This is a genomic window from Acidovorax sp. ST3 (genome assembly GCF_003231145.1).
Classification (GTDB): Bacteria; Pseudomonadota; Gammaproteobacteria; order Burkholderiales; family Burkholderiaceae_C; genus Acidovorax.
Genome location: NZ_QKVP01000002.1, coordinates 314,333 through 335,981, shown reverse-complemented (window position 1 = coordinate 335,981; position 21,649 = coordinate 314,333). Strand labels below are relative to the sequence as shown.

20 protein-coding genes are annotated in these 21,649 nt (G+C 67.1%); 14 read left to right on the top strand and 6 right to left on the bottom strand.

What is annotated here, in order from left to right; all coding sequences use genetic code 11:
* The first annotated feature begins 7 nt into the window (after positions 1 to 7).
* From DNK89_RS06500 to DNK89_RS06480, 5 genes are all read left to right on the top strand, one after another.
* Positions 8 to 376 (top strand): hypothetical protein, encoded by a 369-nt coding sequence (locus tag DNK89_RS06500; protein WP_015013149.1) that lies wholly within the window; start codon positions 8 to 10, stop codon positions 374 to 376.
* Between the two features lie 55 nt (positions 377 to 431).
* Entirely contained in the window at positions 432 to 1,301 is an 870-nt protein-coding gene (locus DNK89_RS06495) for a methylglyoxal synthase (protein WP_110959422.1), read from the top strand.
* Positions 1,302 to 1,358: 57 nt separating this feature from the next.
* Positions 1,359 to 3,734 (top strand): penicillin-binding protein 1C, encoded by a 2,376-nt coding sequence (pbpC, locus tag DNK89_RS06490; protein WP_370220869.1) that lies wholly within the window; start codon positions 1,359 to 1,361, stop codon positions 3,732 to 3,734.
* An 84-nt stretch (positions 3,735 to 3,818) separates the two neighbouring features.
* A complete protein-coding gene (locus DNK89_RS06485; RefSeq protein WP_110959421.1) occupies positions 3,819 to 6,107 on the top strand; it encodes a diguanylate cyclase domain-containing protein in 2,289 nt (762 codons plus the stop codon).
* A 128-nt stretch (positions 6,108 to 6,235) separates the two neighbouring features.
* Positions 6,236 to 7,402, top strand: a complete 1,167-nt coding sequence (locus DNK89_RS06480; RefSeq protein WP_060986680.1) for an alpha-hydroxy acid oxidase — start codon at positions 6,236 to 6,238, stop codon at positions 7,400 to 7,402.
* A 15-nt stretch (positions 7,403 to 7,417) separates the two neighbouring features.
* Here the strand turns inward: DNK89_RS06480 and DNK89_RS06475 are convergent, their stop codons facing one another.
* Entirely contained in the window at positions 7,418 to 7,789 is a 372-nt protein-coding gene (locus DNK89_RS06475) for a cytochrome c family protein (protein ID WP_238990712.1), read from the bottom strand.
* A gap of 263 nt (positions 7,790 to 8,052) precedes the next feature.
* Here DNK89_RS06475 and DNK89_RS06470 point away from each other — a divergent pair, with 263 nt between their 5' ends.
* The 9 genes from DNK89_RS06470 to DNK89_RS06430 all read left to right on the top strand — a co-directional run bounded on the left by DNK89_RS06470 (position 8,053) and on the right by DNK89_RS06430 (position 16,317).
* Entirely contained in the window at positions 8,053 to 8,628 is a 576-nt protein-coding gene (locus DNK89_RS06470) for an RNA polymerase sigma factor (RefSeq protein ID WP_110959824.1), read from the top strand.
* A 10-nt stretch (positions 8,629 to 8,638) separates the two neighbouring features.
* Positions 8,639 to 9,442 (top strand): anti-sigma factor domain-containing protein, encoded by an 804-nt coding sequence (locus DNK89_RS06465; protein WP_110959420.1) that lies wholly within the window; start codon positions 8,639 to 8,641, stop codon positions 9,440 to 9,442.
* A gap of 150 nt (positions 9,443 to 9,592) precedes the next feature.
* A complete protein-coding gene (locus tag DNK89_RS06460; RefSeq protein WP_110959419.1) occupies positions 9,593 to 11,146 on the top strand; it encodes a DUF4331 domain-containing protein in 1,554 nt (517 codons plus the stop codon).
* A gap of 17 nt (positions 11,147 to 11,163) precedes the next feature.
* The gene (locus DNK89_RS06455) at positions 11,164 to 11,415 is read left to right on the top strand and encodes a hypothetical protein (RefSeq protein WP_110959418.1); all 252 of its coding nucleotides are present in this window, start codon (positions 11,164 to 11,166) and stop codon (positions 11,413 to 11,415) included.
* A gap of 96 nt (positions 11,416 to 11,511) precedes the next feature.
* Complete coding sequence (locus DNK89_RS24365; protein WP_161958923.1) at positions 11,512 to 12,654, top strand: hypothetical protein; 1,143 nt, start codon at positions 11,512 to 11,514, stop codon at positions 12,652 to 12,654.
* An 8-nt stretch (positions 12,655 to 12,662) separates the two neighbouring features.
* Positions 12,663 to 13,982 (top strand): HupE/UreJ family protein, encoded by a 1,320-nt coding sequence (locus tag DNK89_RS06445; protein ID WP_161958922.1) that lies wholly within the window; start codon positions 12,663 to 12,665, stop codon positions 13,980 to 13,982.
* A gap of 146 nt (positions 13,983 to 14,128) precedes the next feature.
* Positions 14,129 to 15,061: a DUF3034 family protein gene (locus tag DNK89_RS06440; RefSeq protein ID WP_110959415.1), complete on the top strand. Its 933-nt coding sequence runs from the start codon at positions 14,129 to 14,131 to the stop codon at positions 15,059 to 15,061.
* Between the two features lie 10 nt (positions 15,062 to 15,071).
* Complete coding sequence (locus DNK89_RS06435) at positions 15,072 to 15,548, top strand: group 1 truncated hemoglobin (protein ID WP_110959414.1); 477 nt, start codon at positions 15,072 to 15,074, stop codon at positions 15,546 to 15,548.
* A gap of 79 nt (positions 15,549 to 15,627) precedes the next feature.
* Positions 15,628 to 16,317: a plastocyanin gene (locus tag DNK89_RS06430; protein ID WP_110959413.1), complete on the top strand. Its 690-nt coding sequence runs from the start codon at positions 15,628 to 15,630 to the stop codon at positions 16,315 to 16,317.
* Between the two features lie 153 nt (positions 16,318 to 16,470).
* Here DNK89_RS06430 and DNK89_RS06425 read toward each other — a convergent pair whose 3' ends face one another.
* The 5 genes from DNK89_RS06425 to DNK89_RS06405 form a co-directional block, all read right to left on the bottom strand.
* The gene (locus DNK89_RS06425; protein ID WP_110959412.1) at positions 16,471 to 17,454 is read right to left on the bottom strand and encodes a c-type cytochrome; all 984 of its coding nucleotides are present in this window, start codon (positions 17,452 to 17,454) and stop codon (positions 16,471 to 16,473) included.
* Positions 17,455 to 17,669: 215 nt separating this feature from the next.
* On the bottom strand, positions 17,670 to 18,740 hold the full coding sequence (locus DNK89_RS06420) for an ABC transporter substrate-binding protein (RefSeq protein WP_110959411.1): 1,071 nt from the start codon (positions 18,738 to 18,740) through the stop codon (positions 17,670 to 17,672).
* Between the two features lie 50 nt (positions 18,741 to 18,790).
* Positions 18,791 to 19,951, bottom strand: coding sequence for an FAD-binding oxidoreductase (locus DNK89_RS06415; protein WP_110959410.1), 1,161 nt, complete (start codon positions 19,949 to 19,951; stop codon positions 18,791 to 18,793).
* On the bottom strand, positions 19,948 to 21,348 hold the full coding sequence (locus tag DNK89_RS06410; protein WP_110959409.1) for an NAD(P)/FAD-dependent oxidoreductase: 1,401 nt from the start codon (positions 21,346 to 21,348) through the stop codon (positions 19,948 to 19,950). Before DNK89_RS06410 ends, DNK89_RS06415 begins: the two co-directional genes overlap by 4 nt.
* Positions 21,345 to 21,641 (bottom strand): (2Fe-2S)-binding protein, encoded by a 297-nt coding sequence (locus tag DNK89_RS06405; protein WP_238990711.1) that lies wholly within the window; start codon positions 21,639 to 21,641, stop codon positions 21,345 to 21,347. The genes DNK89_RS06410 and DNK89_RS06405 overlap by 4 nt, the downstream gene beginning before the upstream one ends.
* Between the last annotated feature and the right edge of the window lie 8 nt (positions 21,642 to 21,649).

Genomic DNA, 21,649 nt, shown 5'->3' with positions numbered 1-21,649 from the left:
TCATGCCATGAGCCTCAGCGTCTTTCTGGAGCTGCGGTTCTGGCTGCTGGTGGGGTTCTCGCTGGTGCTGCCGGTGGGCATCTATGCGCTGCTGCTGGTCACCCGGTCGATCTCGCGCTGGGCGGTGCTGGGGTTTGGGGTGGCGCTGGTGCTCATTGCGGGCGTGGATGTGTACCTGTTGCAGTCCATCGCCGCGCAGGCCAAGAGCACGCCGTCGCTGGCCGACGATGCGTGGTTCAGTTCCGAGCTGACGATTGCGCTGTACCTGCTGCCAGTGGTGTTCGGCGGCATCGGCGTCAATCTGATCTCGCACGTGCTGCTGCGCCACCTGACCGAGGCCGAGGGGCGGTTTGACCGTGAGCACTCCGATCGCTGAGCCGTGAGGGGCTTACGATGCTCCGATCCCTTCGTTTTCAGAAAGTCAACCCGCCATGATCCTGGGTCTCGCTGCCAACCGCCTGCACCACCACACCGAAGACGCGGCGCTCTTTTCCCTGTTGCGCGCCTGCGAGGCGGGCATCCGGGAACTGCAGCTGGGGCTGCACGCCGTGGGTCGCACGCACGATGCCATCGTCGCTGCGGGCATGCTGCAGGGGTACCGCCCGCTGGTGCGCTATCCCTACGGGCGCGACGGTGGGCTGATGAAAGTGGTGGCAGAGGTGGTGGGCATGGGGGAAGGGCGCACGCTCGATGGCGCGATTTACCTTACCGACCCCGTGGACCCTTCTTCCATCTTCCCCGAGGCGCTGGCCCTCAAGCGGCAGTGCGTGATCCATGGCAAGCCGTTTCTCTCCACCGTGGCCAGCGCACGCGACTGGATCGAAATGGAGCGCATCCACGCCGGGCTGGCGCCCGACCCACAGGCCGACCGGTTTCATGACCATGGCAACCAGACGCTGGCGCTGATTGCGCACGACGCGTGCAAACAGGCCATGCTCGACTTCGCGGATCGCAACTTTGATGTGCTGTCGCAGTTTCGCCACCGGGTGGCCACCGGCACCACGGGCCAGCGACTGAACGCCCTGGCGTGGAGCAAAGGCTGGCCCGAGGGACAGCCCTGGGTGCAGCGCTTTAACAGCGGGCCGCTGGGTGGCGACGCGCAGATTGCCGACCTGGTGCTGGAGCGCCGTTGCCACCGGGCTGTTTTCTTTGAGGACCCGCATGTGGCGCGCCAGCACGAGGCCGACATCCAGCTGCTGGAGCGTGCCGTGACCACCGCCACGCACGATGCGGTGTGTGTCACCGTGCCGGCCGTGGCGCAGCGCTGGTGCGACGCCGTGCGCCTGCGCGCGGCGCGCTGATGGCGCTTTTTTTATCTCTGCGCGTTTGTGTTCCTTCCGTTCGCTTCCTTCTTCACCTTGCGCCTGCGAACGCAGGCCGCTGCGCTGGTGCTGGCGGCCTGCGCCTCGGGCGCCTGGGCCATCCCCACGTTTGACGAGGTGCGCGCGGACTTCAAGCCCTCGGACACCCTGATCCTCTCGCGCGAAGGCGAGGTGCTGCAGCGCTTGCGCACCGACGCCACCGTGCGGCGTGGCCAGTGGGTGCCACTGGCCGATGTGTCGCCCGCGCTGCGCCAGGCGCTGGTGCTGAGCGAGGACAAGCGCTTTTTTGAACACAGCGGCGTGGACTGGCGTGCTGCGTCGGCCGCCGCCTGGGGCAACCTGTGGAACCAGCGCACACGCGGGGCCAGCACCATCACCATGCAGCTCGCAGGCCTGCTCGACGGTGACTGGCGCCAGGGCCCGGGCGGGCGCACGGTGGCGCAAAAGCTGGGCCAGACCGTGGCCGCCCAGGTGCTGGACCGGCGCTGGCGCAAGGACCAGATCTTGGAGGCGTACCTCAACCTCGTACCGTTCCGCAGCGAGCTGGTGGGCATCGACGCCCTGAGCCGCACCCTGTTTGACAAGGCGGCCCACGGTCTGGACGACCGCGAAGCCGCAGTGGCAGCGGCCCTGGTGCGCGCGCCCAACGCACGGCCCGCACTGGTTGCGCAGCGGGCCTGCGGCGTGCTGCGCGACATGCAGCAGCGCCCCTCCACCCCCACCTTGCCTGCTGCACCAGCGGCGCGCGTGGACTGCGATGCGCTGGACCTGTTCACCACGGCCGCATTGCAACGCCGCGCGTTCGATGCGAGCGAGGGTGTGGCGCCACACTTTGCGCGTTACCTGCTGCGCCAGCGGGACAAGGACAGCGCCGTGCCCGAGCGGGTGACCAGCACCCTGCGCGCACCGTTGCAGCGTTTTGCCATGCAGAGCCTGCAGCAGCACCTGCGCGAGCTGCGCGGGCGCCATGTGGAAGACGGCGCGGTGCTGGTGCTGGACAACGCCACGGGCGCGGTGCTGGCCTGGGTCGGTTCGTCCGGCCAGCTCAGCCAGGCCAGCGAGGTCGATGGCGTGTTGGCGCTGCGCCAGCCAGGCTCCACGCTCAAGCCTTTTCTGTATGCCCAGGCGATTGCAGAGCGGCGGCTCACAGCGGCCTCGCTGGTGGAGGACTCGCCCGCGCAGATCACCACGGCGGGGGGGCTCTACATCCCGCAGAACTATGACCGCCAGTTCAAGGGCTGGGTGTCGGTGCGTACGGCGCTGGCGGCGTCGCTCAACGTGCCGGCGGTGCGCACGTTGGTCATGGTCACGCCCGACGCGTTCCACCGGCAGCTTGGTGCCATGGGTTTGCCACTGCGCGAAAGTGGCGACTACTTTGGCTATAGCCTGGCACTGGGCAGCCCCGAGGTGCCGTTGCTGCACCTGACCAATGCCTTCCGCACGCTCGCCAACGGCGGGCGGGCGAGTCCTGTTGCAGGCACCTTCGCCAACGCCGGTCGGGCCAGTCCTGTTGCAACCACGCTCACCAACGGCGGGCGACAGGGCAGCGTAGCCCCGGCCGATGCCAAGCCCCGCTTCACGCCCGCCATTGATCCACGCGCCGCGTTCATCGTGGGTGACATCCTGTCCGACGGCAATGCGCGCGCACGCACCTTCGGCACCGACAGTGTGCTGGCCACCCGCTTCTGGACGGCGGTTAAAACCGGCACCAGCAAGGACATGCGCGACAACTGGGCGGTGGGTTGGTCGGAGCGCTACACCGTGGGCGTGTGGGTGGGCAATGCCAGCGGAGCAGCCATGCACGAGGTCAGCGGCACCAGCGGCGCGGCACCTATCTGGGCGGCGGTGATGGGGTTTCTGCACGCCCGCGAGCCCAGTCGCGCGCCCAAGGCCCCTCAGGGACTGGTGCGCACGGCCGTGCGGTTCGGCCCGGGGCCGTCTTCGGGCGCGGGGGCGCCCCAGCCGCTGGAGGCCGCACGCGACGAGTGGTTTGTTCCCGGCACGCAGCAGCCGTTGTTTGCTATCGATTCGATAGCTGGAGAGGCATATGGCACTGGCGCATCTGGCCAAAAATCCTCCAAAAATACCGCCCGTACCCCTGCAGAGCCTGCATCGGCTTCTGCCGCCGCCCCGGCGCGCATCACTGCCCCTGCATCCGGCACGGTGATCGCGCTGGACCCGGACATTCCGCCCGCGCGCCAGCGCCTGCAGTTCACCGCCACGCGCGATGCAGTGCAGTGGTGGATGGACGGCAAACCGCTGGGCCGTGGGGCCCGGGTGCCCTGGCTGCCCTGGCCGGGCCGGCATGTGGTGCAGATCACCGACGCCCAAGGCACGGTACTGGACGAGGTGTGGCTGGAGGTGCGCGGTGCCGGTGTGGTGGCCGCACCCACCCGGGCAGGTGCGCATTGACGCCGCCAATCCCGAGGAATACGGTGTGCCTTGGTGCTAAGTCTCAGCTAAGGCGGCTGTTTAAAATAGTTACAAACTATCCCTATGCCATCGCTCCGCCAGTTTTTCTCTCACCGCCTGATCTGGCTGGCCTTGCTGGTGGCTCTGGGCATTGGTGCGTTGTTTGCGCGCACCATCTGGACTATTCGCAATGACGAGTGGAGCTACGCAGAGCAGACCAACGCCAACCTGGCCCGCACCCTGGAGCAAGGCTTAGCATGGTCGCTCGATTCGTTTGACAAATCTCTGGAAGGCGTGGCCCGCGAGGTGGCACGCCCCGAGGTCTGGGCCTTACCCCCCGACATGCGCGCGCGGGTGGTGTTCGACAACTCGCTGCGCGCGCGTGGCGCGGGCGATGTGCTGGTGCTGGACGCGCAGGGCAACGTCATCCTGGACTCAGGCTCCCTGGTGCCCCGCAAGGCCCATTTTGCTGACCGTGACTACTTTCTGGCGTTCCGCGAGCAAGGCCAGCAGGGGCTGTTCTTCGGCAAGCCCGTGCCTTCGCGGGTGACGGGCCTCAACATCCTGCCCATCTCGCGCGGCTACTACAACGCAGACGGCAGTTTTGCCGGTGTGGTGGTCGGCGCCATCCGCCTGAGCTATTTCAATGAACTGTTTGGCTCGCTGAACCTGGGGCCCAACAGCGGCATCAACATGTTCCGGCGAGACGGAGTAGTGATCTCCCGGTTTCCCTATGGCGATGCTGACGTGGGCAAGACCATTGCGGGCACTCCCAACCTGCTGCGCTTTCAGGCGGAGGGCTCGGGGTCGTTTGTGGGCACGGCCGCGCTTGATGGCGTGGAGCGGCTGTACTCCTTCCGGCCCGTGGGCAACTATCCGCTGATCCTGAACGTCGCCCAGTCCACCGACACCATCCTGGCCAAGTGGCGAAGCAGCGCTTGGGTGCTCGGCGGCTTTGCCGTGCTGCTGATGCTGGGCTGCCTGGGGCTGGCCCTGCTTTTTGTGCGTGAGCTGGTGTTGCGCCAGCAGGTGTCGGCGCGCCTGACCGAGGCCGAGCACGACCTGCGCACCACCCTCGACAACGTGCCCTCGATGATTGCCTACTGGGATGCCGGTATGCACAACCGCTTTGCCAACCGCGCAGCGCTGGAGGAGTTTGGCACCTACCCGGCACCGGTGCGGGGCCGCCACATCAGCGAGCTGCTGAGCGAGGCCCGCTATGCGGCCAGCAAGCCCTACTACGACCTGGCGCTGTCGGGTGCGCCGCAACGGTTTGAACGCACGGACGAGGGCCCCCAGGGCCTGCCGCGCCACAGCATCGTGTCTTACCTGCCGGACACCGACGCGCGCGGCGTGGTCACCGGGCTCTTTGTGCAAGTGACGGACATCACTGAGCGCAAGCGCATGGAGAACGAGCTGTTCGACGAGAAAGAGCGCGTACGCCTCACGCTGCAATCCATCGGTGATGCCGTGGTCTGCTCGGACGCCAGGGGCATGGTGACCTACCTCAACCCCGTGGCCGAACGCCTCACTGGCTGGCAGGCGTTTGATGCGGCCGGGCACAACGTGGACGAGGTGGTGAGCCTGCGCAGCCCCGACAACGACGAGCCCTTGCCCAACACGCTGCGCACCGCGATACACCAGGGTGCTGCCACAGACCCCGTGCGGGGCGTGCTGGTGCACCGCACCAGCGGCCAGCGCTTCCAGGTGGAAGAGACGGCCAGCGCCATCACGGACCGCCATGGTGCGGTGACCGGTGCGGTGGCCGTGCTGCGCGACGTGACCGAGGCTGTGGCCATGGCCGAGCGCATGGCCCACCTGGCCCAGTACGACGCGCTGACCGACCTGCCCAACCGTGTGCTGCTGCAGGACCGTGCCCAGCTGGCGATGGCGCAGGCGCGGCGCGAAGGCAAGTCGCTGGCGGTGATGTACCTGGACCTGGACGGTTTCAAGGAGGTCAACGACCGCCTGGGCCATGACGTGGGCGACATCCTGCTGGTGCAGTTTGCCCAGCGCCTGCAGGCGGCCGTGCGCGCGTCCGACACCGTGTGCCGGCAAGGGGGCGACGAGTTTGTGGTGTTGTTGCCGGGGCTGGACGGGGTGGAGCCCGCCTGCCTGGTGGCGCGCAAGATTCTGGCGGCCTGCGACGCTGCGTTTGAGCTGGCCGGGCAGCCGGTGCGGGTGGGTGTGAGCGGCGGCATTGCACTGTTCCCGCAGCATGGCAGTACGTTCGACGAGCTGTCGCGCCATGCCGACGGAGCCATGTACGCGGCCAAGCGTGGTGGCCGCATGCGCTTCATGCTGTACCGGGGGCCCGACGCCGAGCCCGAGGTGGTGTTGCCAGAGCCGGATCTGGCAGCCACGGCCCAGTAGCGGGCGCGCAAGGCGGGGCGACTTGGCACCCCGCTGGAAATTTGTTGCAAGCCGTCGAAAAAATTTTGATGGCTGCCTGCCGCACCACCGCCTACCATTTGGCGCATTTCCCATACCGGAGAGCCTGCGTGCCCAACCTGTCCAAAATCACTTGCATCGAAGACCTGCGTGTCATTGCCCAGCGCCGCGTGCCGCGCATGTTCTATGACTACGCCGATTCGGGCTCGTACACCGAGGGCACCTACCGCGCCAACGAAAGCGACTTCCAGCGCATCAAGCTGCGCCAGCGCGTGGCCGTGAACATGGAAGGCCGCACCACCCGCACCACCATGGTGGGTCAGGATGTGGCCATGCCCGTGGCCATTGCGCCCACGGGCCTCACCGGCATGCAGCATGCCGACGGCGAGATTCTGGGCGCCAAGGCGGCCAAGGCGTTTGGCATTCCGTTCACGCTCTCGACCATGAGCATCTGCTCCATCGAGGACATTGCCGAACACACGGGCCGCCACCCGTTCTGGTTCCAGGTCTATGTGATGCGCGACCGCGACTTCATCAACCGCCTGATCGACCGCGCCAAGGCGGCCAACTGCTCGGCGCTGCAACTCACGCTGGACCTGCAGATCCTGGGCCAGCGCCACAAGGACATCAAGAACGGCCTCTCGGCCCCCCCCAAGCCCACCATCGCCAACCTCATCAACCTGGCCACCAAACCGCGCTGGTGCCTGGGCATGCTGGGCACCAAACGCCGCAGCTTCGGCAACATCGTGGGCCACGCCAAAGGGGTGGGCGATTTGTCGTCGCTGTCTTCGTGGACGGCCGAGCAGTTCGACCCGCAGCTCAACTGGGGCGATGTGGAGTGGATCAAAAAGCGCTGGGGCGGCAAGCTGATCCTGAAGGGCATCATGGACGCCGAGGACGCGCGCCTGGCCGTGAACAGCGGCGCCGATGCGCTCATTGTCAGCAACCACGGCGGTCGCCAGCTCGATGGCGCGCCGTCCTCCATCGCGGCGCTACCCGGCATTGCCGCTGCGGCCGGCAAGGACATCGAAGTGTGGATGGACGGCGGCATCCGCAGCGGGCAGGACGTGCTCAAGGCCCGTGCCTTGGGTGCGCAGGGCACGCTGATCGGCCGCAGCTTTTTGTATGGCCTGGGTGCCTACGGCGAGGCGGGCGTCACGCGGGCCCTGCAGATCATCCAGAAAGAGCTGGACATCACCATGGCGTTCTGCGGCCACACCAACATCAACAACGTGGATTCTTCGATCCTGCTGCCTGGCACGTATCCCACGGCCTGAGCGGTTGAATGCGCTCTATCTTGCTGCTGGTGCGGCTGTCGGCAGGCGTTTGAGCGTGGCCAGATAGGCCACCACGTCCTCGCGGTCCTGTGCATCGTCAAGGTGGTAGTCCATGCCCTGGCCGGGTATCAGCGCCTCGGGGTCCGTCAGCCAGGCCTTGAGCGTGGCCCGCGTCCACAGGATCTTGCTGGCGCGCAAGGCCGGCGAGTAGTCAAAGTCCTTCAGGGCGCCAGCGCGGCGCCCCACCACGCCCCGGTGTGCCGGGCCGTCTCCGTGCTGGTCCGGGCTGTGGCAACTGCTGCAATGCGCTGCGTACAGCGCAGCACCACGCTCCACCGACTGGGCCATGGCAGCGCCGTGGCCCGCCCAGAACAGGGCGGCTGCCATGGCAACACAATGAACAGGGGACCGTGGACAGGGCAGGGGCATGGCGGTAGCGAAAAGGTGAGTCAGCGTGGGGGCGAGAGCCGTCTGGGCCCTTGCAATACGGCTGATTTCGCCCCGTGGATTCAGCCGCTTCGCGGTTTCCTCTGATGGGCATCGTTCCCGGTGTGTGCCCTGTCCACATCCAAAACGCCGGCTGTGGCGTATTCACCTACAGCAAAGCCCCACAGGCCCAGCCCACCCAACCAATCCCAGAGAATGGGCGCATGAGCACCCTCCACCCAGACAGCGAACTGATGGACCTCCTAGACCGTATTGCCGCGCAGGACGACGTCGCGCTGAAAAGACTGTACGAGCGCACCTCGTCGCAGCTTTTTGGCCTGGCCCTGCGCATCGTCCGCAACCGCGATGCGGCGGAGGATGTGTTGCAGGAGGCGTTTTTGACCATCTGGCGCGGTGCCGGCAGCTACCGCGCATCGCTGAGCCCGCCGATGGCCTGGATGGGGCTCATCGTACGCAGCCGGGCGCTGGACGCCCTGCGCAAGCGCACCACCGACCGGGCCGACCTGATGAACGAGCTGGATGACGCCATGGCGCAGACGCTGGAGGGCGATGCCCCCAACCCCATGGACGCTGCCGATGCCAGCGAGCAGGCGTTTGCGCTGCACCACTGCCTGGGCAAGCTGGACCACAAACAGCGCGAGGTGGTGAGCCTGGCCTACCTGCGCGACCAGAGCCACGGCGAGCTGGCCGAGCAGCTCAAGCTGCCGCTGGGCACCGTCAAGACCTGGATTCGCCGGGGGCTGGAGCAACTGCGTGCCTGCATGGCGCGCTACGCCTGAGGTCGTCGCCATGAACATCACCCAACACCCTGATTTGCTCGACCGCCTCGCCGCCAGCTACGCACTGGGCACGCTGCGCGGTGGCGCCCGCCGCCGTTTTGAAGCCCTGGCGCGCGAACACGCCACTGTGCGCGCTGCCGCGCTGGTATGGCAGACCCGCTGGTCGGGCCTGACCGAGCTGCAACCGCAGGTGGCGCCGTCGCCCGCCGTCTGGACGCGCATCGACAACCTGGTGCGGGCTGGCCAGCTGGAGCAGGCCATGCGGGCCGCCCGGCAGGCCGCCCCCGCACACACACCCGCGCCAGCCTCCGGCGGCTGGTGGCGCAACCTGCTGGTGTGGCGCGGTGCGGCAGCTGCGGGCGCCATCGCCACGCTGGCGGCTGTGGTGGTGGGCGTGCAGGTCAATGGAGGCCTGCGTGCCACCACGGGCGCGCAGATCGCCGCACTGCAGCAACAACTGCAGGCCACGCCCCAGATCCAGTACGTGGCGGTGTTGGCCGATGACAAGGCCGACGCGTCGATGCTGGTGACGTTCGACCCCAAGAACAACCAGCTCGTGCTGCAGCGCGTGGGAGGTTTCCAGGAGGGGACGGACAAGTCCTTGCAACTGTGGGCGCTGCCGCCCGCTGGTGGCCCGCGCTCATTGGGCGTGCTGGGGCAGGACAAGCTGCTCAAGCTGGTGGCCCAGGAGGGCGATGTGAAAGAAGTCCCCACCCTGGCCATCAGTCTGGAGCCCAAGGGGGGGGTGCCCAGCGCCACAGGCCCGACTGGGCCGGTGCTGTTCAAGGGCGCTCTGATCCGCAAGGCCACCTGACACACGGGTTTCAGGCAGTTGCGTACAGGTCTGGAAGAACCGGTGGCGAAAGAAAAGAATAGTTGCCACTGTTGAATCCACGGGTTTCTCTTCGTCGTATTCAAGGGTGGGGTGCTTGGCACCCCACCATCCACCTACGAGGAGATCCCCATGCCATTGAAAAAAATCAGTCTGGCCGTGCTGGCTGTTCTGGCTGCCAGCGCAGCCGGCGTCAGTCTGGCGTCCAGCCACCGCGAGGCGCCGTTCATCACGACCCAGCCCAAGGTTGACGGCAGCGACTTCTACCTGTTCAACAGCTACGAACCGGGTCGAGCGGGTTTTGTCACCATGATCGCCAACTACCTGCCGCTGCAGGATGCCTATGGCGGCCCCAACTACTTCAGCCTGGACTCGAATGCGCTGTACGAGATCCATATCGACAACAACGGCGACGCAGCGGAGGACATCACCTTTCAGTTCCGCTTCAAGAACACGCTGAACAATGGTGGCAACGGCATCACGCTCGATATCGGCCCTGACGGTGCCCGCAAGAAGGTGGCCATTCCGCTGCGCAACGCCGGTGGCATCAGCGGCGCAGCGGGCGACCCGCTGGCCTACCGCGAAGAGTACGAGATGTTCATCGTGCGCGGTGACCGCCGTACCGGCAAGCGCGAGCAGATCACCATGGCCGGTGGGGGCACCACCTTTACCAAGCCCATCGACTACATCGGTGAAAAATCGCTGGGCAATGCGGCCGCCTACGACGCCTACGCCGGCAAGTATGTGTATGGCATCAACATCCCCGGCTGCTCCACCCCCGGCAAGGTGTTTGTGGGCCAGCGGCAGGACCCGTTCCCGGTGTCGTTGGGCACCATCTTTGATCTGGTGAATGCACCTGCCGCCGTCATCACCAGCGAGTCGAATGCTGCGGCCTTCGGCGCGGGCCAGATTGCCAACAAGAACGTGACGTCGCTCGCGGTGGAAGTGCCCACCAATTGCCTCACGGCGGCATCGGGCGAGAAGGTCATTGGCGGCTGGACCACTGCCAGCCTGCGCCAGGCCCGCTTGCTCAATGGCAAGCCAGACTCGGGCCTGCAGGCCAGCGAGAAGGCCGGTGGCGCATGGACGCAGGTCTCGCGCCTGGGCATGCCGCTGGTCAACGAGGTGGTGATTGGCCTCAAGGACAAGGACAAGTTCAACGCATCCAAGCCCAAGGATGATGCGGCCAACTTTGCGGACTACGTGACGCACCCCACGCTGCCCGCGCTGGTCGAGACGCTGTTTGGCGCCAAGGCCCCCACGAATTTCCCGCGCACCGACCTGATGACGGCCTTCCTCACGGGGCTGCCCACCGTCAATCGCCCCGGCAACGTCACCGGCCTGGGTGCTGGAGGCCCCCTGGCCGAAATGCTGCGCTTGAACACGGGCATTGCCGCCACGGCTGCGGCTGCGCAGAACTCGCTGGGGGTGGTGGCAGGGGATGCGGCCGGCTTCCCGAACGGCCGCCGCTTGGGCGACGACGTGGTGGACGTATCGCTGCGCGTGGCCATGGGTGCGCTGTGCACGGTGACGGGTGCCACGGACACGCTCAAGGTGGGCTGCAAGCCGGGTGATGCCCCGGCAGGAGGGGTAGCGTTTGTGGACGGCTCGCGCACCAAGGCGACGGACTACCGTACGGCGTTTCCGTATGTGAATCCACCGCTGCCTGGTGCCAAGAACTTCTGATCCGAAGGAGCCACACCATGCAAAAGAACCTTCGGATTCAGCACCTGGCCCTTACTTCGGTGGCGGCATTGGCTATCACCGGTTGCGGCGGGGGCGGTAGCGGCGACAACACGGCAGACCCTGGCAATGGGGGCCCGGTGATGGTGAATGCGTTCGCGTATGTGCAGCCCATTGTGGCCAGCGGCGCGTCGGACACCGCCGAGCCTCAAGCGGTGGACCAGCTGGTGCTGTCCAGCACCGAGACTGAAGAGCCCGATTCGCGGCTCTGACCCTTGCGCGATGTCTTGGCTGCGCCCCGAAGGGGTGTGGCCAGGGCGTGCGTGGGTGATTGTGTCTCTTTCGATATCCGCTGTTGTCACGAGCCCATGAAGAAACCTAATCACTGTGTGTGCGTGGCCTTGTGCCTGGTGCTATGGGCGGGCACGGCCCTGGCGGCCTTGCCGCAGGACTTGCCACCTGGCCTCGATGCCGATGTGGTCGAGCGTCTGCCCGAGCGTGTGAGCGCAGCCCCCGCCACGCCCCAGGCCGCTGCCGCCACGGCCCGGCGCTGGATCACGCTGTCACGCGAGACGGCGGACCCGCGTTACCTGGGCCGGGCACAGGCGGCCCTGGCACGCTGGTGGGGCCAGGCAGACGCCCCGGCCGATCTGCTGGTGTTGCAGGCCACCGTAGAGCAAGGGCGCCATGAATTTTCAGCCGCGCGCGCCACGCTGGAGCGCGCCTTGCAAACCAACCCCGCACAGGTGCAAGGCTGGCTCACGCTGGCCACGCTGGAGCGTGTGGCCGCGCGCTATGAGGCCGCCGAGGCCGCCTGCCGCAACGTAGCCCGCCACGGTGCTGCGCTGTACGCCACCGCCTGCCTGCTCGAAACCCGTTCACTGCAAGGCCAGCACGATGCCGCACGCAATGGCTTCACCGCCCTGCGACAGCAGGTGGCGGGGAATGCCGCCCAGCGGGCCTGGATCGGGTCGCTGCTGGCCGAGAGCGAAGAGCGCGCAGGGCGCGATGACGCTGCCGACGCGGCCTACCGCCGCAGCCTGGCCGATGCCCCCGACGGCTACACCGCGCTGGCCTATGCCGACCAGCTGTTGCGCCGCAATCGTGCGAGCGCCGCGCTGGAGGTGCTCCGGCACCAGCCCGACAGCGACTCCGTGCTGCTGCGGCGCGCGCAGGCCCTGCGGCTGATGGGGGACGCCGCGTGGCAGCCCCTGGTGCGCGACCTGGAAGCCCGTTTTGCCGCTATCGCGGCGCGCGGAGAGGGGCTGGACGCCCACGCCCGGGAGCGTGCCTTGATGGCGCTGTGGTTGCAGGGGCAGCCCGCCGCCGCATGGAAGGCGGCCGGCACCAACCTTGCCCTCCAAAAAGAGCCGCTCGACTGGTGGCTTGCACTGCAGACCTCTGAGCAGTCGGGCGATGCTGCTGCCCACCAGGCCGTGCGGCAGGCCCTGCAGCAAGCAGGACTGCACGACCTGCGCCTGGCGCGCTGGCAGACCCGGGGAGCCCAATGATGCGCTGCATGCACTGGTTAACAGGCCTCCTGCGCCCACACGGGCGTTCCCTGCGGGCCATGGTGGCTGTCGCGTTGGCTGCCGCAGCACTTGCGCCCAGCGCCTGGGCCCACAAGGCCAGCGACGCCTATCTGCGGGTGACGGATGCGCTGGCACCCCAGGGCACTGCAGGGGCGGGCGCATCGATAGGCCTTGTGCTGTCGGTGGCCTTGAAGGATGTGGATGCCGCGCTGGAGCAGCTCGATGCCGATGGCGACCGCCAGCTCACATGGGGCGAGGTGCGACAGTCCGTGCCCGCCATCGTCCAGTGGGTGGGCCAGGGCATGTTGTGGCAGTGCGACGGCACGGCGACGGTGCCTGCCTGGCGCTTTGAAGCGTTGGAGCAGCGCACCGATGGGCGTTACGCGCGGCTGGCTGCCACGCTGCCCTGTGCGCCAGCCCAGGCGGTCACCCTGCGCTACGGCCTGCTGCAGGGCATCGACCCCACACACCGCCTGCTGGTGGGCGGCGCGTTGAGCGGCCAGACGCTGGCAGCCGTGCTGGCCCCTGACGGGCGCTCCGGCACCGACCTGCGCTCTGCGGGCAGCCGCGCAGGACAAGCGGGGGCAGACGGTGCGGAAGGGGCTCAAGGTGCGGACGCAACAGAGCCCGGCGCCCCACGCGGCGGGTTGGCCACGCTGCTGCACTTTGTGACCGAGGGGGTGCACCACATCCTGTCTGGCTACGACCACCTGGCCTTTTTGCTGGCACTGTTGCTGCCCATCTCCCTGGCGCGGCCACAGCCCCGCCACCGCGATCTGCCATTGCACACGGAGTCCGGCACAACACCGATCGCTGAAACCCTGGCCTCCGGCACCAGGGGCCGCTTCGCCGGGATCAAGGCGCTCCTGCTCACGGTGACCTGTTTCACCGTGGGCCATTCCATCACGCTGGCACTGGCAGGCCTGGGCTGGGTCACCGTGTCGGGCAACTGGGTGGAGCCCGCCATTGCTATCAGCATCGGCGTCTCGGCGTTGATGAACCTGTTTCCCGTCCAAGGCCTGCGCAGTAGCTGGCTTGCTCTGGGCTTTGGTCTGGTGCACGGGCTGGGTTTTTCCGGGGTGCTGGTCGAAGCGGGCGTGGCGGGCGCTTCGCTGTTGTGGGCCCTGGCGGGGTTCAACCTGGGGGTCGAAGTGGGCCAACTGATGGTGGTCGCCCTGTGGTGCGCGGTCTCGGTGGCATTGGCGCGCAGGGCGTGGTACCGCTCGGTGGTGGTGCGTGGGGGCTCCGTCGCGTTGCTGGTGCTGTCGCTGTACTGGACCGTGCAGCGCCTTGCCTTCGCTGGCTGACGAGAACGGGGGCCAGTCCGTCGTGGGGGCCAGACCCTGATCAGGCGCTAAAGACCCTTTGCGGTACTCTGGATTCACATCTGGACGCCGCCCGTGTGCGTAATGACGCTGTCGTAGCAATTATTTACAAACACGAGGAGCGCCCCATGAAGAGTCCCCTTTCCATCGCCGTGCTGGCTGGCGTTGCACTGACCTGCAGTGCGGTCCAGGCCGATACCGGCAAGCTGCTGCTCACCGGTGGTGTCAGCACCATCGCCGGATCGGCGGGCGGCGGGCTGACCCCCTGGGCAGTGATTGGCAGCAACGCCACCGAGGGCGAAGTGGGTGTCAGCGCCTATGCCACCCGCGCGGCCACGCAGGACTACAGCCTGAACGGCTATGGCGTGGCCCTGGGCCTGCACGACCGCCTGGAGCTGTCGCTGGCGCGGCAGGACTTTGATGCCTCGCCCGCCATCGCGCTCAACGGCATTGCGCCGTTTGGCGTGACGCCGGGCCAGCACATCAAGATGGACGTGCTGGGCATCAAGCTCAAGGTGGCGGGCGATGCTGTGCTCAACAGCGACAGCTGGATGCCGCAGATTGCGGTGGGGCTGGAACACAAGCAGGTGCACCCGGGCTCCATCGGCTCGGTGCTGGACTTTCTGGGCACCAAAACCAGCGGCACCGATGTGTACGTGAGCGCCACCAAGCTGCTGCTGGCGCAAAGCGTGCTGGTCAACGGCACGCTGCGCTACACCAACGCCAACCAGAACGGCCTGCTGGGCTTTGGCTCGGCTGCGCCCGGCAAGAACAGCCGCAGCCTGCAGCCCGAGTTCTCGGTGGCGTACCTGATCAACAAGAACCTGGCGGTGGGTGCCGAATACCGCTTCAAGCCCAACAATCTGCAGGCCCTGGGTGCGGCGGCCGGCCTGGGCGCCGCCCTGCGCGAGGACGACTGGAAAGACATCTTCGTGGCCTGGGCGCCCAGCAAGAACGTGTCGCTCACGCTCGCCTATGTGGACCTGGGCCGCATCGTCCCCGGCATCACCAACAACCGCCGCCAGACCGGCTATTACCTGTCGGCCCAAGTCGCCTTCTGAGGACATTGTCATGACGCACTCCAAAACCCTCATCGCCCTGGCCGTCTCCCTCGGCGGCTTGCTTGCTGCCCCGGCCTTTGCGCAGACCGCCGCGGCTCCGGTAGCCACGACTGCTGCCCCAGCAGCCCCTGCAGGCCTGTACCAGGCCCTGGGCGAAAAGCCCGGCATCACCCGCCTGGTGGACGATTTTGTGAACCGCGTGGTCAAGGACCCGCGCATTGGCGACCACTTCAAGGACACCAAACCGGCCGCGCTCAAGGAGAGCCTGACCGACCAGTTCTGCCAGTTGAGCGGCGGCCCTTGCAAATATGAAGGCGCTGACATGAAATCGGCCCATGCCGACATGGACATCAACAAGGCCCATTTCAACGCCCTGGTGGAGGTGCTGCAAAGCGCCATGGACGCCCAGGGCATACCGTTCGCTCAACAGAACCGCCTGCTGGCGTTGTTGGCGCCCATGCACCGCGATGTGATCACCAAACATTAAGATGATGAAAAATGCTATTCTTTTAATAGCTGCCAGCGCAATATTCACTAGCGCTTGGGCCGGAAATGTCCAAATCCAGGTGCTGGACCGCGACGGCAAGCCCGTGCCCGACGCCGTGGTGGTGGTGTACCCCAGCGCCACCACTGGCGCGGCCCCCAGCCTGCTGCAGCCCAGTCCCACCATCGAGCAGGAGCGCATGCGGTTTGTGCCTGCCGTCACGGTGGTCATGCCGGGCTCCACCGTGCGGTTCACTAACCAGGACCGCTGGGATCACCATGTACGCGGCAACCCCACGGGGGCGTCCGCCGCGGCAGCACCGGCTGCGGCCAGTTCCAACTTCGAGCTGCGCCTGGCGGGCAAGGCCGATGGCAAGCCTGCCAACTTTGCCGATGTGAAGCTGGATACGTCCGGCGTGGTGCTGCTGGGCTGCCATCTGCATGGCTCCATGCGCGGCCATGTGTTTGTGACCGATTCGGCCTGGACGCTCAAGACCGACAGCGACGGCATCGCCCGTTTTGCCAGCGTGCCCGATGGTGCCGCGCAAGTGCGCGTGTGGCATGCCGAACAACTGGTGGACCTGCCGCGCAAGGCGCTGAATGTGGTGCCCGGCCCGGTGCTGGATACCGTGCAGCTCAGCGTGGTGCCCCGCGTGCGGCGTGCGCCCCCGGCTGTGCCCGGAGGCCCCGGCAATACCCCGGGCGGACCCATGGGGTCTTACAGCCTGGCTCCTGTTTCGGCTCACCCAGCCCATCAGCACCCCGGCAGCTGACCCGCCACACCAGCGGGTGGTCCACCGGGGGCGGGTCAGCAGGGCAGTCATTTATGAATGGGCGGAGTGCTTCGCCCTTTCTTTGTCTGAGCCTTTGGACAGGTTCTTATTCTTATGGGCCGCCCTGCTGCAGGGCTCCCTGAGGTTCCAAGATCAGCCAGGCAGCTTGAGTCCGCCCGGCCCGGAGGGCACAGTGTTGGCGCTGCTCTTCTGGCTGCCGACCGTGGTGCTGCCCACCTCCTGCTTCACGCTGCCCGGAGGCGCGTTCAGGTACAGGTACAGCGCCTGCGCATCCACGTCGCTCAACTGACCCAGCGACTCGAAGGGCATGACCTGGATGGGCGTGCCGTCCGGGCGCTTGCCGGTGCGCAGCATGGACACAAAACTGGCAGCGTTGGGATAGCGGGCCAGGGCGGTGCCCGCGCTGTGTGTGCCGGGACGGATGTCCGCAGCTGCAGGCCAGTCGGGTGGGGCACCCGGGATCTTGCCGCCCGACAGGTCGGCACCATGGCAGCCGATGCACATGTTGGCCACGTACTGGCCGTTGGCCAGCGTCACACCAGCAGCGGTGGGGCGCGAGGGTGCCAACTGGTGGTCGATGCGCGAGGCCGCGTCAGGAATCGCACCCAGCCCATACAACACCCAGGCAGGGTGCGGAAGATCGATCACGGCCTGCGCGCCTTCCTTGGGCGGGAACTGGCGTACGTAGGAGACCAGGGCGTTCAGGTCTTCGTTGGTGAAGCGGTTGTAGTCCTCGCTGGGCATGACCAGCACTGGGCGGCCGTTGGGCTTGACGCCATGGCGGATCACGCTGTTCCAGTCCTCGGGCTGGTAGCGTGCCACCACGCCAGCGGGCGTGATGTTGGGCCCCACGATGCGCGTGCCCTTGCCATCGTTGACGAACTCGCGGCCCGTGCCCTGTGCGCCGTGGCAGTCAGTGCATCCGCGTGATGCATACAGATAGCGCCCGCGCTCGATGGTCTGCGCATCGGTGGTGTAGGCCACGGGGCGGGGTTTGATGTCGATGTAGCGGTTGCGCTTTTGCTCGGCCAGGTACAGGCCGCTGGCGGCGGTGGCGACAACGATCACGCCCAGCAGCAGCGCGCTGCCCGCGGTCCATTTGATCCAGCGTTTCATGGTGGTATCCCTCTTCTTCGAATGTGGGCGGACTGGCTGAAAGGATCAGCGTGTCCAGGCGCCGGATTCTGAAGTCGAAGAAGCGGTTTGTGGCACCCCACCACCGCAGGGTATGGCGGGGCCGGTGACATTTGTCACAAACGGCCCGCCGGTGTGAGCAGGTGTAGCCCGCTCACACGTTCGCCACGTTCTTTCAACGCTCTTTCAACGTCCTGTCAGCGCTCGATGGTTTTGTTCCAGCGTGCATTCCACGCGGGGCGGTTCGCGTTCACGCTGTCCCAGTCCAGGGTCACGGCGTTTTTCATCCACTGGCTGATCTGTGCCACTTGCGCCGCGCCTTCACCCACGGCTGGGGCCTTGGGGTTGGTAGGGATCTGCGCGCCAAACTGCAGCACGTTGGCCTGGGCCAGCGGGCTCAGCAGAAACTCGGCCAGCTTTTGGGCCAGCTCGGGCTCGCTGTTCTTGGCAATCACGCACTGGCCGGTCATCAGCACCACCGAGCCCTCCTTGGGTTGCGCGTATTCCACCGGAATGCCCTTGGCCTTCAGGGCCGCCACACTGGTCGGCGTGAGCGGGAAGATCGCGGCTTCACCCGTCTGCACCATCTCTGAAATCTTGGCCGAGCTGGGGATGTACTCCAGCACGTTCGGGCCGATGGTCTTGGCCCAGTTGGTAAAGCCTGGCTCCACGTTCTTGTCGTTGCCGCCCTGGATGCGGTTGAACATCAAGAAGCCGTGCAGCCCGAACGACGACGACGGCATGGACTGGAACACCACCTTGCCCTTGTACTTGGGGTCGGCAAAGTCCATCCACGACGTGGGCGCGGCCCAGCCCTTTTCGGCAAACATCTTGGTGTTGTAGGCAATGCCCGTCATGCCCAGGCTCACGCCGCTGGCCAGGTCGTCCTTGAAGCGGGCGGCGGGGTACAGGTCGTTCAGGTTCTGGTTGGGCTTTTGCTTTTCGCACAGGCCCATGCCCATGGCGCGCACCATGATGCCGTCGTCCAGAAACATCACATGCATCTGCGGCTTGTCCTTGTTGGCCTGCGCCTTGGCCAGGATGTCCGAGGACGTGCCGGGCACCACCACCACCTTCACGCCGTGCAGCTTTTCAAATGCCGGGAACACGTACTGCGTGTACGCCTTCTCCATGGTGCCGCCGTTCATGCCGATGTACAGCGTCTTGGTCTGCGCGGTGGCGGTGCCTGCGGCGGCCATGGTGGCCAGTGCGGCGGCCGCCACAAGGGCGCGGCGGGTGCGGCTGGCAAAGCGGGGGGAGAAGGTCATGGTGGTTTCCTTTCTGGTGGGGGAGTGGGGACAGGTCGGTGGCAAACGGGTCACTGGGCAGCCGCAGTGCTGGCCACTTCAGCCACTGCTTTGGGAACAAATCGTTCAATTGCAAACGCATCAATCGGCGTGGTGCTGCGGCCATCGCGCGCCAGCTCGGCCAGCACCTCGCCCACGCCGGGGCCGATCTGAAAGCCCGCACCGGCAAAGCCAAAGCCGTGGATCAGGCCGGGCGTGGTACTGCTTGGGCCCAGCACGGGCTGGCGGTCGGGCAGGTAGCCCTCGGTGCCGCTCCAGGTGCGGATGAAGTGCGCGTTTTTCAGCGCGGGCAGCAGCTCCACGGCCTGCACGGCCAGCGTGGCGATGGCGCTGCGCTCTGAGCGGGCGCGGTCGGCATCCAGTGCCACGCCCGATCCGCCGCCCAGCACCAGGTTGCCGCGGGCCACCTGGCGGCAGTAGATGCCGCCGCCTTCCACGCCCAGGCTCCAGTGCATGAAAAAGGGCAGGGGCTCGGTCACGGCCATGGCCGGGTGGCCTGAGTGGATGGGCACGGCCTCGCCAAACTGCGCGGCCAGCGCACCGGCCCAGGCGCCTGCGCAATTGATGAGCACGGGCGCACGCACGGCCAGGGCGGTGCCAGAGCGCACGGTGAAGAGCTTGCCGTCGTGCTCCACCGAGGTCATCGGTGTGCGTTCCAAAATCTGCGCACCCGCACGCCGCGCAGCCAGGGCAAAGGCGGGTGACACCAGACGCGGGTTGGCCTGACCGTCATCGGGGCACAGCGAGCCGCCCACGGCGCGCCCGCCCAGCCACGGGCAGCGCTCGCGCAGCGTGGTGCCAGAGATGAGCTGTATGCCCAGATCAAAGTCGCGGCTCAGGTCGGCGTAGGCCTCCAGCGCGGCCATGTCGGCCTCGCTGCGGCCAATCTTGAAGTGCCCGCTGCGTTGGTACTCGCCATCGGTGCCAATCAGCGCGCGCAGGTCGGCCCACACTTGGTGGGCGCGCTGCGCCAGCGGCAGTTGGCTCACGGGGCGGCCCTGGCGGCGCACACCACCGTAGTTCACGCCGCTGGAGCGGGAGCCGCACAGGTCGCGCTCCAGCAGCACCACGCTCACGCCCTTGCGGCGCAGCGCCAGCGCGGTGGATGCGCCCATGATGCCGCCGCCCACGATGGCGACGTCGGTGTCGATGGTTCGGGTGGTTGTGCTCATTCGGTGGCCTCCGCCCGGGTCTGCAGGTGGATGGGAATGGGCTTGATCGGTGCCTGCCCGCGCAGCCGTCCCACCGCATCAATCGGCTTGCCGGTGGCCTGGGCCAGGATTTCTGCCGCCGCCACACCGCACATGCGCCCCTGGCAGCGGCCCATGCCTACGCGGGTCAGGGCCTTCAGGCGGTTCATCTCGTCGGCGCCCGCATCGCGTGCACAGGCGCGCAGCTCGCCGGCCGTGATGTTCTCGCAGCGGCACACCACCAGCGCATCGGGTGCGTGGGCCGCCCAGTCGGCGGGGAAGGGGAAGGCGCGCTCCAGCCCTTGGCGGAACGGCATCAGATTCGTGAGCTTGCGTTCCAGCTCCGCGGCGCGTGCTGCATCCACCTTCACGCCATGGTCGGCCAGCAGCGCCAGTGCAGCGCGCTCGCCCGCCCATTCCGCCGCATCCGCACCCGTGATGCCCGCGCCATCGCCCGCCAAGTACACGCCTGCCACGCTGGTGCGGCCTGCGCTGTCGCGCTCGGGCAGGTGGGCGCGGTGCATCGGGGCCCAGGCAAAGCGGCAACCCAGCAGGTCGGCCAGTTGGGTCTCGGACCGCAGGGCGTAGCCAAAGCCCACGGCATCGCAGGGCACGGTGTGCTCGGTGTTCCCATCGCTCCACACCACGGCGTTCACCCGCATATCGCCCTCTATGCTGCCTTCCACGCGCACCGGCCGCACGCCGGTGTGCACGGCCACGCCCTGCGCACGCAGCCAAGCCACGTAGTACAGGCCCTTGCCCAGCACGGCGGGCTGGGTGAGCATGCCGGGCAGGGCGGCCAGCTGGTCGGCAAAGCGGGCGGTGTCCAGGACTGCCGCTACCTTGGTGCCCGCCTTGGCATATTGGTACGCCACCAGGTACAGCAGTGGCCCGGTGCCCATCAGCACCACGTTGCTGCCGATGGTGCAGCCCTGGAACTTGAGCGCCACCTGTGCGCCACCCAGCGTGTACACGCCGGGCAGCATCCATCCGGGCATTGGCAATATGCGGTCGGTGGCGCCGCTAGCGACGATGAGCTGCTGGTAGGGCACCGTGCGCGTGGTCTGCGTGGGGCCGTGCAGCACATCGAGCAGGCCGCCCTGGGCGTTCCACACCAGGCTGTTGGGTTGGTAGTCGATCTGCGCCTGCAGGCTGTCGAAAGTGCTGTGCAACGCGGTGGCGCGTGATGCCTCGGTGCCGTACAGCGTTTGTGCGCTGCGGGCAAAGTGGGCAGGCGGACGACGGTAGATCTGGCCGCCGCTGCGCGCGGCCTCGTCGATCACCACGGGCCGCACGCCATGCGCCACCAGGGTTTGCGCGGCGCGGATGCCCGCAGGGCCTGCGCCCACGATCACGGGTTGCAAGGTGGGGGCGGTCATGCGGGTGCTCCGGTGGTCAGCTGCATGCCTGCCTGGATGAAGGTGGCGCAAGACCGCAGCCGTTCGCCCGTGGCGGTTTGCACCCAGCAGTCCTGGCACGCACCCATCAGGCAAAAGCCTGCGCGGGGTTCGTGGCTGAACTCATTGCGGCGCAGCTGGGCACGGTGGGTGAGGATGGCCGTGAGCACCGTGTCGCCTTCGAGTGCGGCGGCGGGTTCGCCATCGAGCGTGAACGGCACAGGGGCGCGGTCTTTTTCGGCCACGCGGTGGAGTAGGGCTGTGTTCACAGTCATGGAATTCG

Bases quoted from the DNA above. Each gene is read 5' to 3' on its own strand.
- DNK89_RS06500 (WP_015013149.1), top strand. From the start codon at position 8: ATGAGCCTCAGCGTCTTTCTGGAGCTGCGGTTCTGGCTGCTGGTGGGG.
- DNK89_RS06495 (WP_110959422.1), top strand. From the start codon at position 432: ATGATCCTGGGTCTCGCTGCCAACCGCCTGCACCACCACACCGAAGAC.
- DNK89_RS06485 (WP_110959421.1), top strand. From the start codon at position 3,819: ATGCCATCGCTCCGCCAGTTTTTCTCTCACCGCCTGATCTGGCTGGCC.
- DNK89_RS06475 (WP_238990712.1), bottom strand. From the start codon at position 7,789: ATGGCAGCCGCCCTGTTCTGGGCGGGCCACGGCGCTGCCATGGCCCAG.
- DNK89_RS06470 (WP_110959824.1), top strand. From the start codon at position 8,053: ATGAGCACCCTCCACCCAGACAGCGAACTGATGGACCTCCTAGACCGT.
- DNK89_RS06465 (WP_110959420.1), top strand. From the start codon at position 8,639: ATGAACATCACCCAACACCCTGATTTGCTCGACCGCCTCGCCGCCAGC.
- DNK89_RS06460 (WP_110959419.1), top strand. From the start codon at position 9,593: ATGCCATTGAAAAAAATCAGTCTGGCCGTGCTGGCTGTTCTGGCTGCC.
- DNK89_RS06455 (WP_110959418.1), top strand. From the start codon at position 11,164: ATGCAAAAGAACCTTCGGATTCAGCACCTGGCCCTTACTTCGGTGGCG.
- DNK89_RS24365 (WP_161958923.1), top strand. From the start codon at position 11,512: ATGAAGAAACCTAATCACTGTGTGTGCGTGGCCTTGTGCCTGGTGCTA.
- DNK89_RS06445 (WP_161958922.1), top strand. From the start codon at position 12,663: ATGCACTGGTTAACAGGCCTCCTGCGCCCACACGGGCGTTCCCTGCGG.
- DNK89_RS06440 (WP_110959415.1), top strand. From the start codon at position 14,129: ATGAAGAGTCCCCTTTCCATCGCCGTGCTGGCTGGCGTTGCACTGACC.
- DNK89_RS06435 (WP_110959414.1), top strand. From the start codon at position 15,072: ATGACGCACTCCAAAACCCTCATCGCCCTGGCCGTCTCCCTCGGCGGC.
- DNK89_RS06425 (WP_110959412.1), bottom strand. From the start codon at position 17,454: ATGAAACGCTGGATCAAATGGACCGCGGGCAGCGCGCTGCTGCTGGGC.
- DNK89_RS06420 (WP_110959411.1), bottom strand. From the start codon at position 18,740: ATGACCTTCTCCCCCCGCTTTGCCAGCCGCACCCGCCGCGCCCTTGTG.
- DNK89_RS06415 (WP_110959410.1), bottom strand. From the start codon at position 19,951: ATGAGCACAACCACCCGAACCATCGACACCGACGTCGCCATCGTGGGC.
- DNK89_RS06410 (WP_110959409.1), bottom strand. From the start codon at position 21,348: ATGACCGCCCCCACCTTGCAACCCGTGATCGTGGGCGCAGGCCCTGCG.
- DNK89_RS06405 (WP_238990711.1), bottom strand. From the start codon at position 21,641: ATGACTGTGAACACAGCCCTACTCCACCGCGTGGCCGAAAAAGACCGC.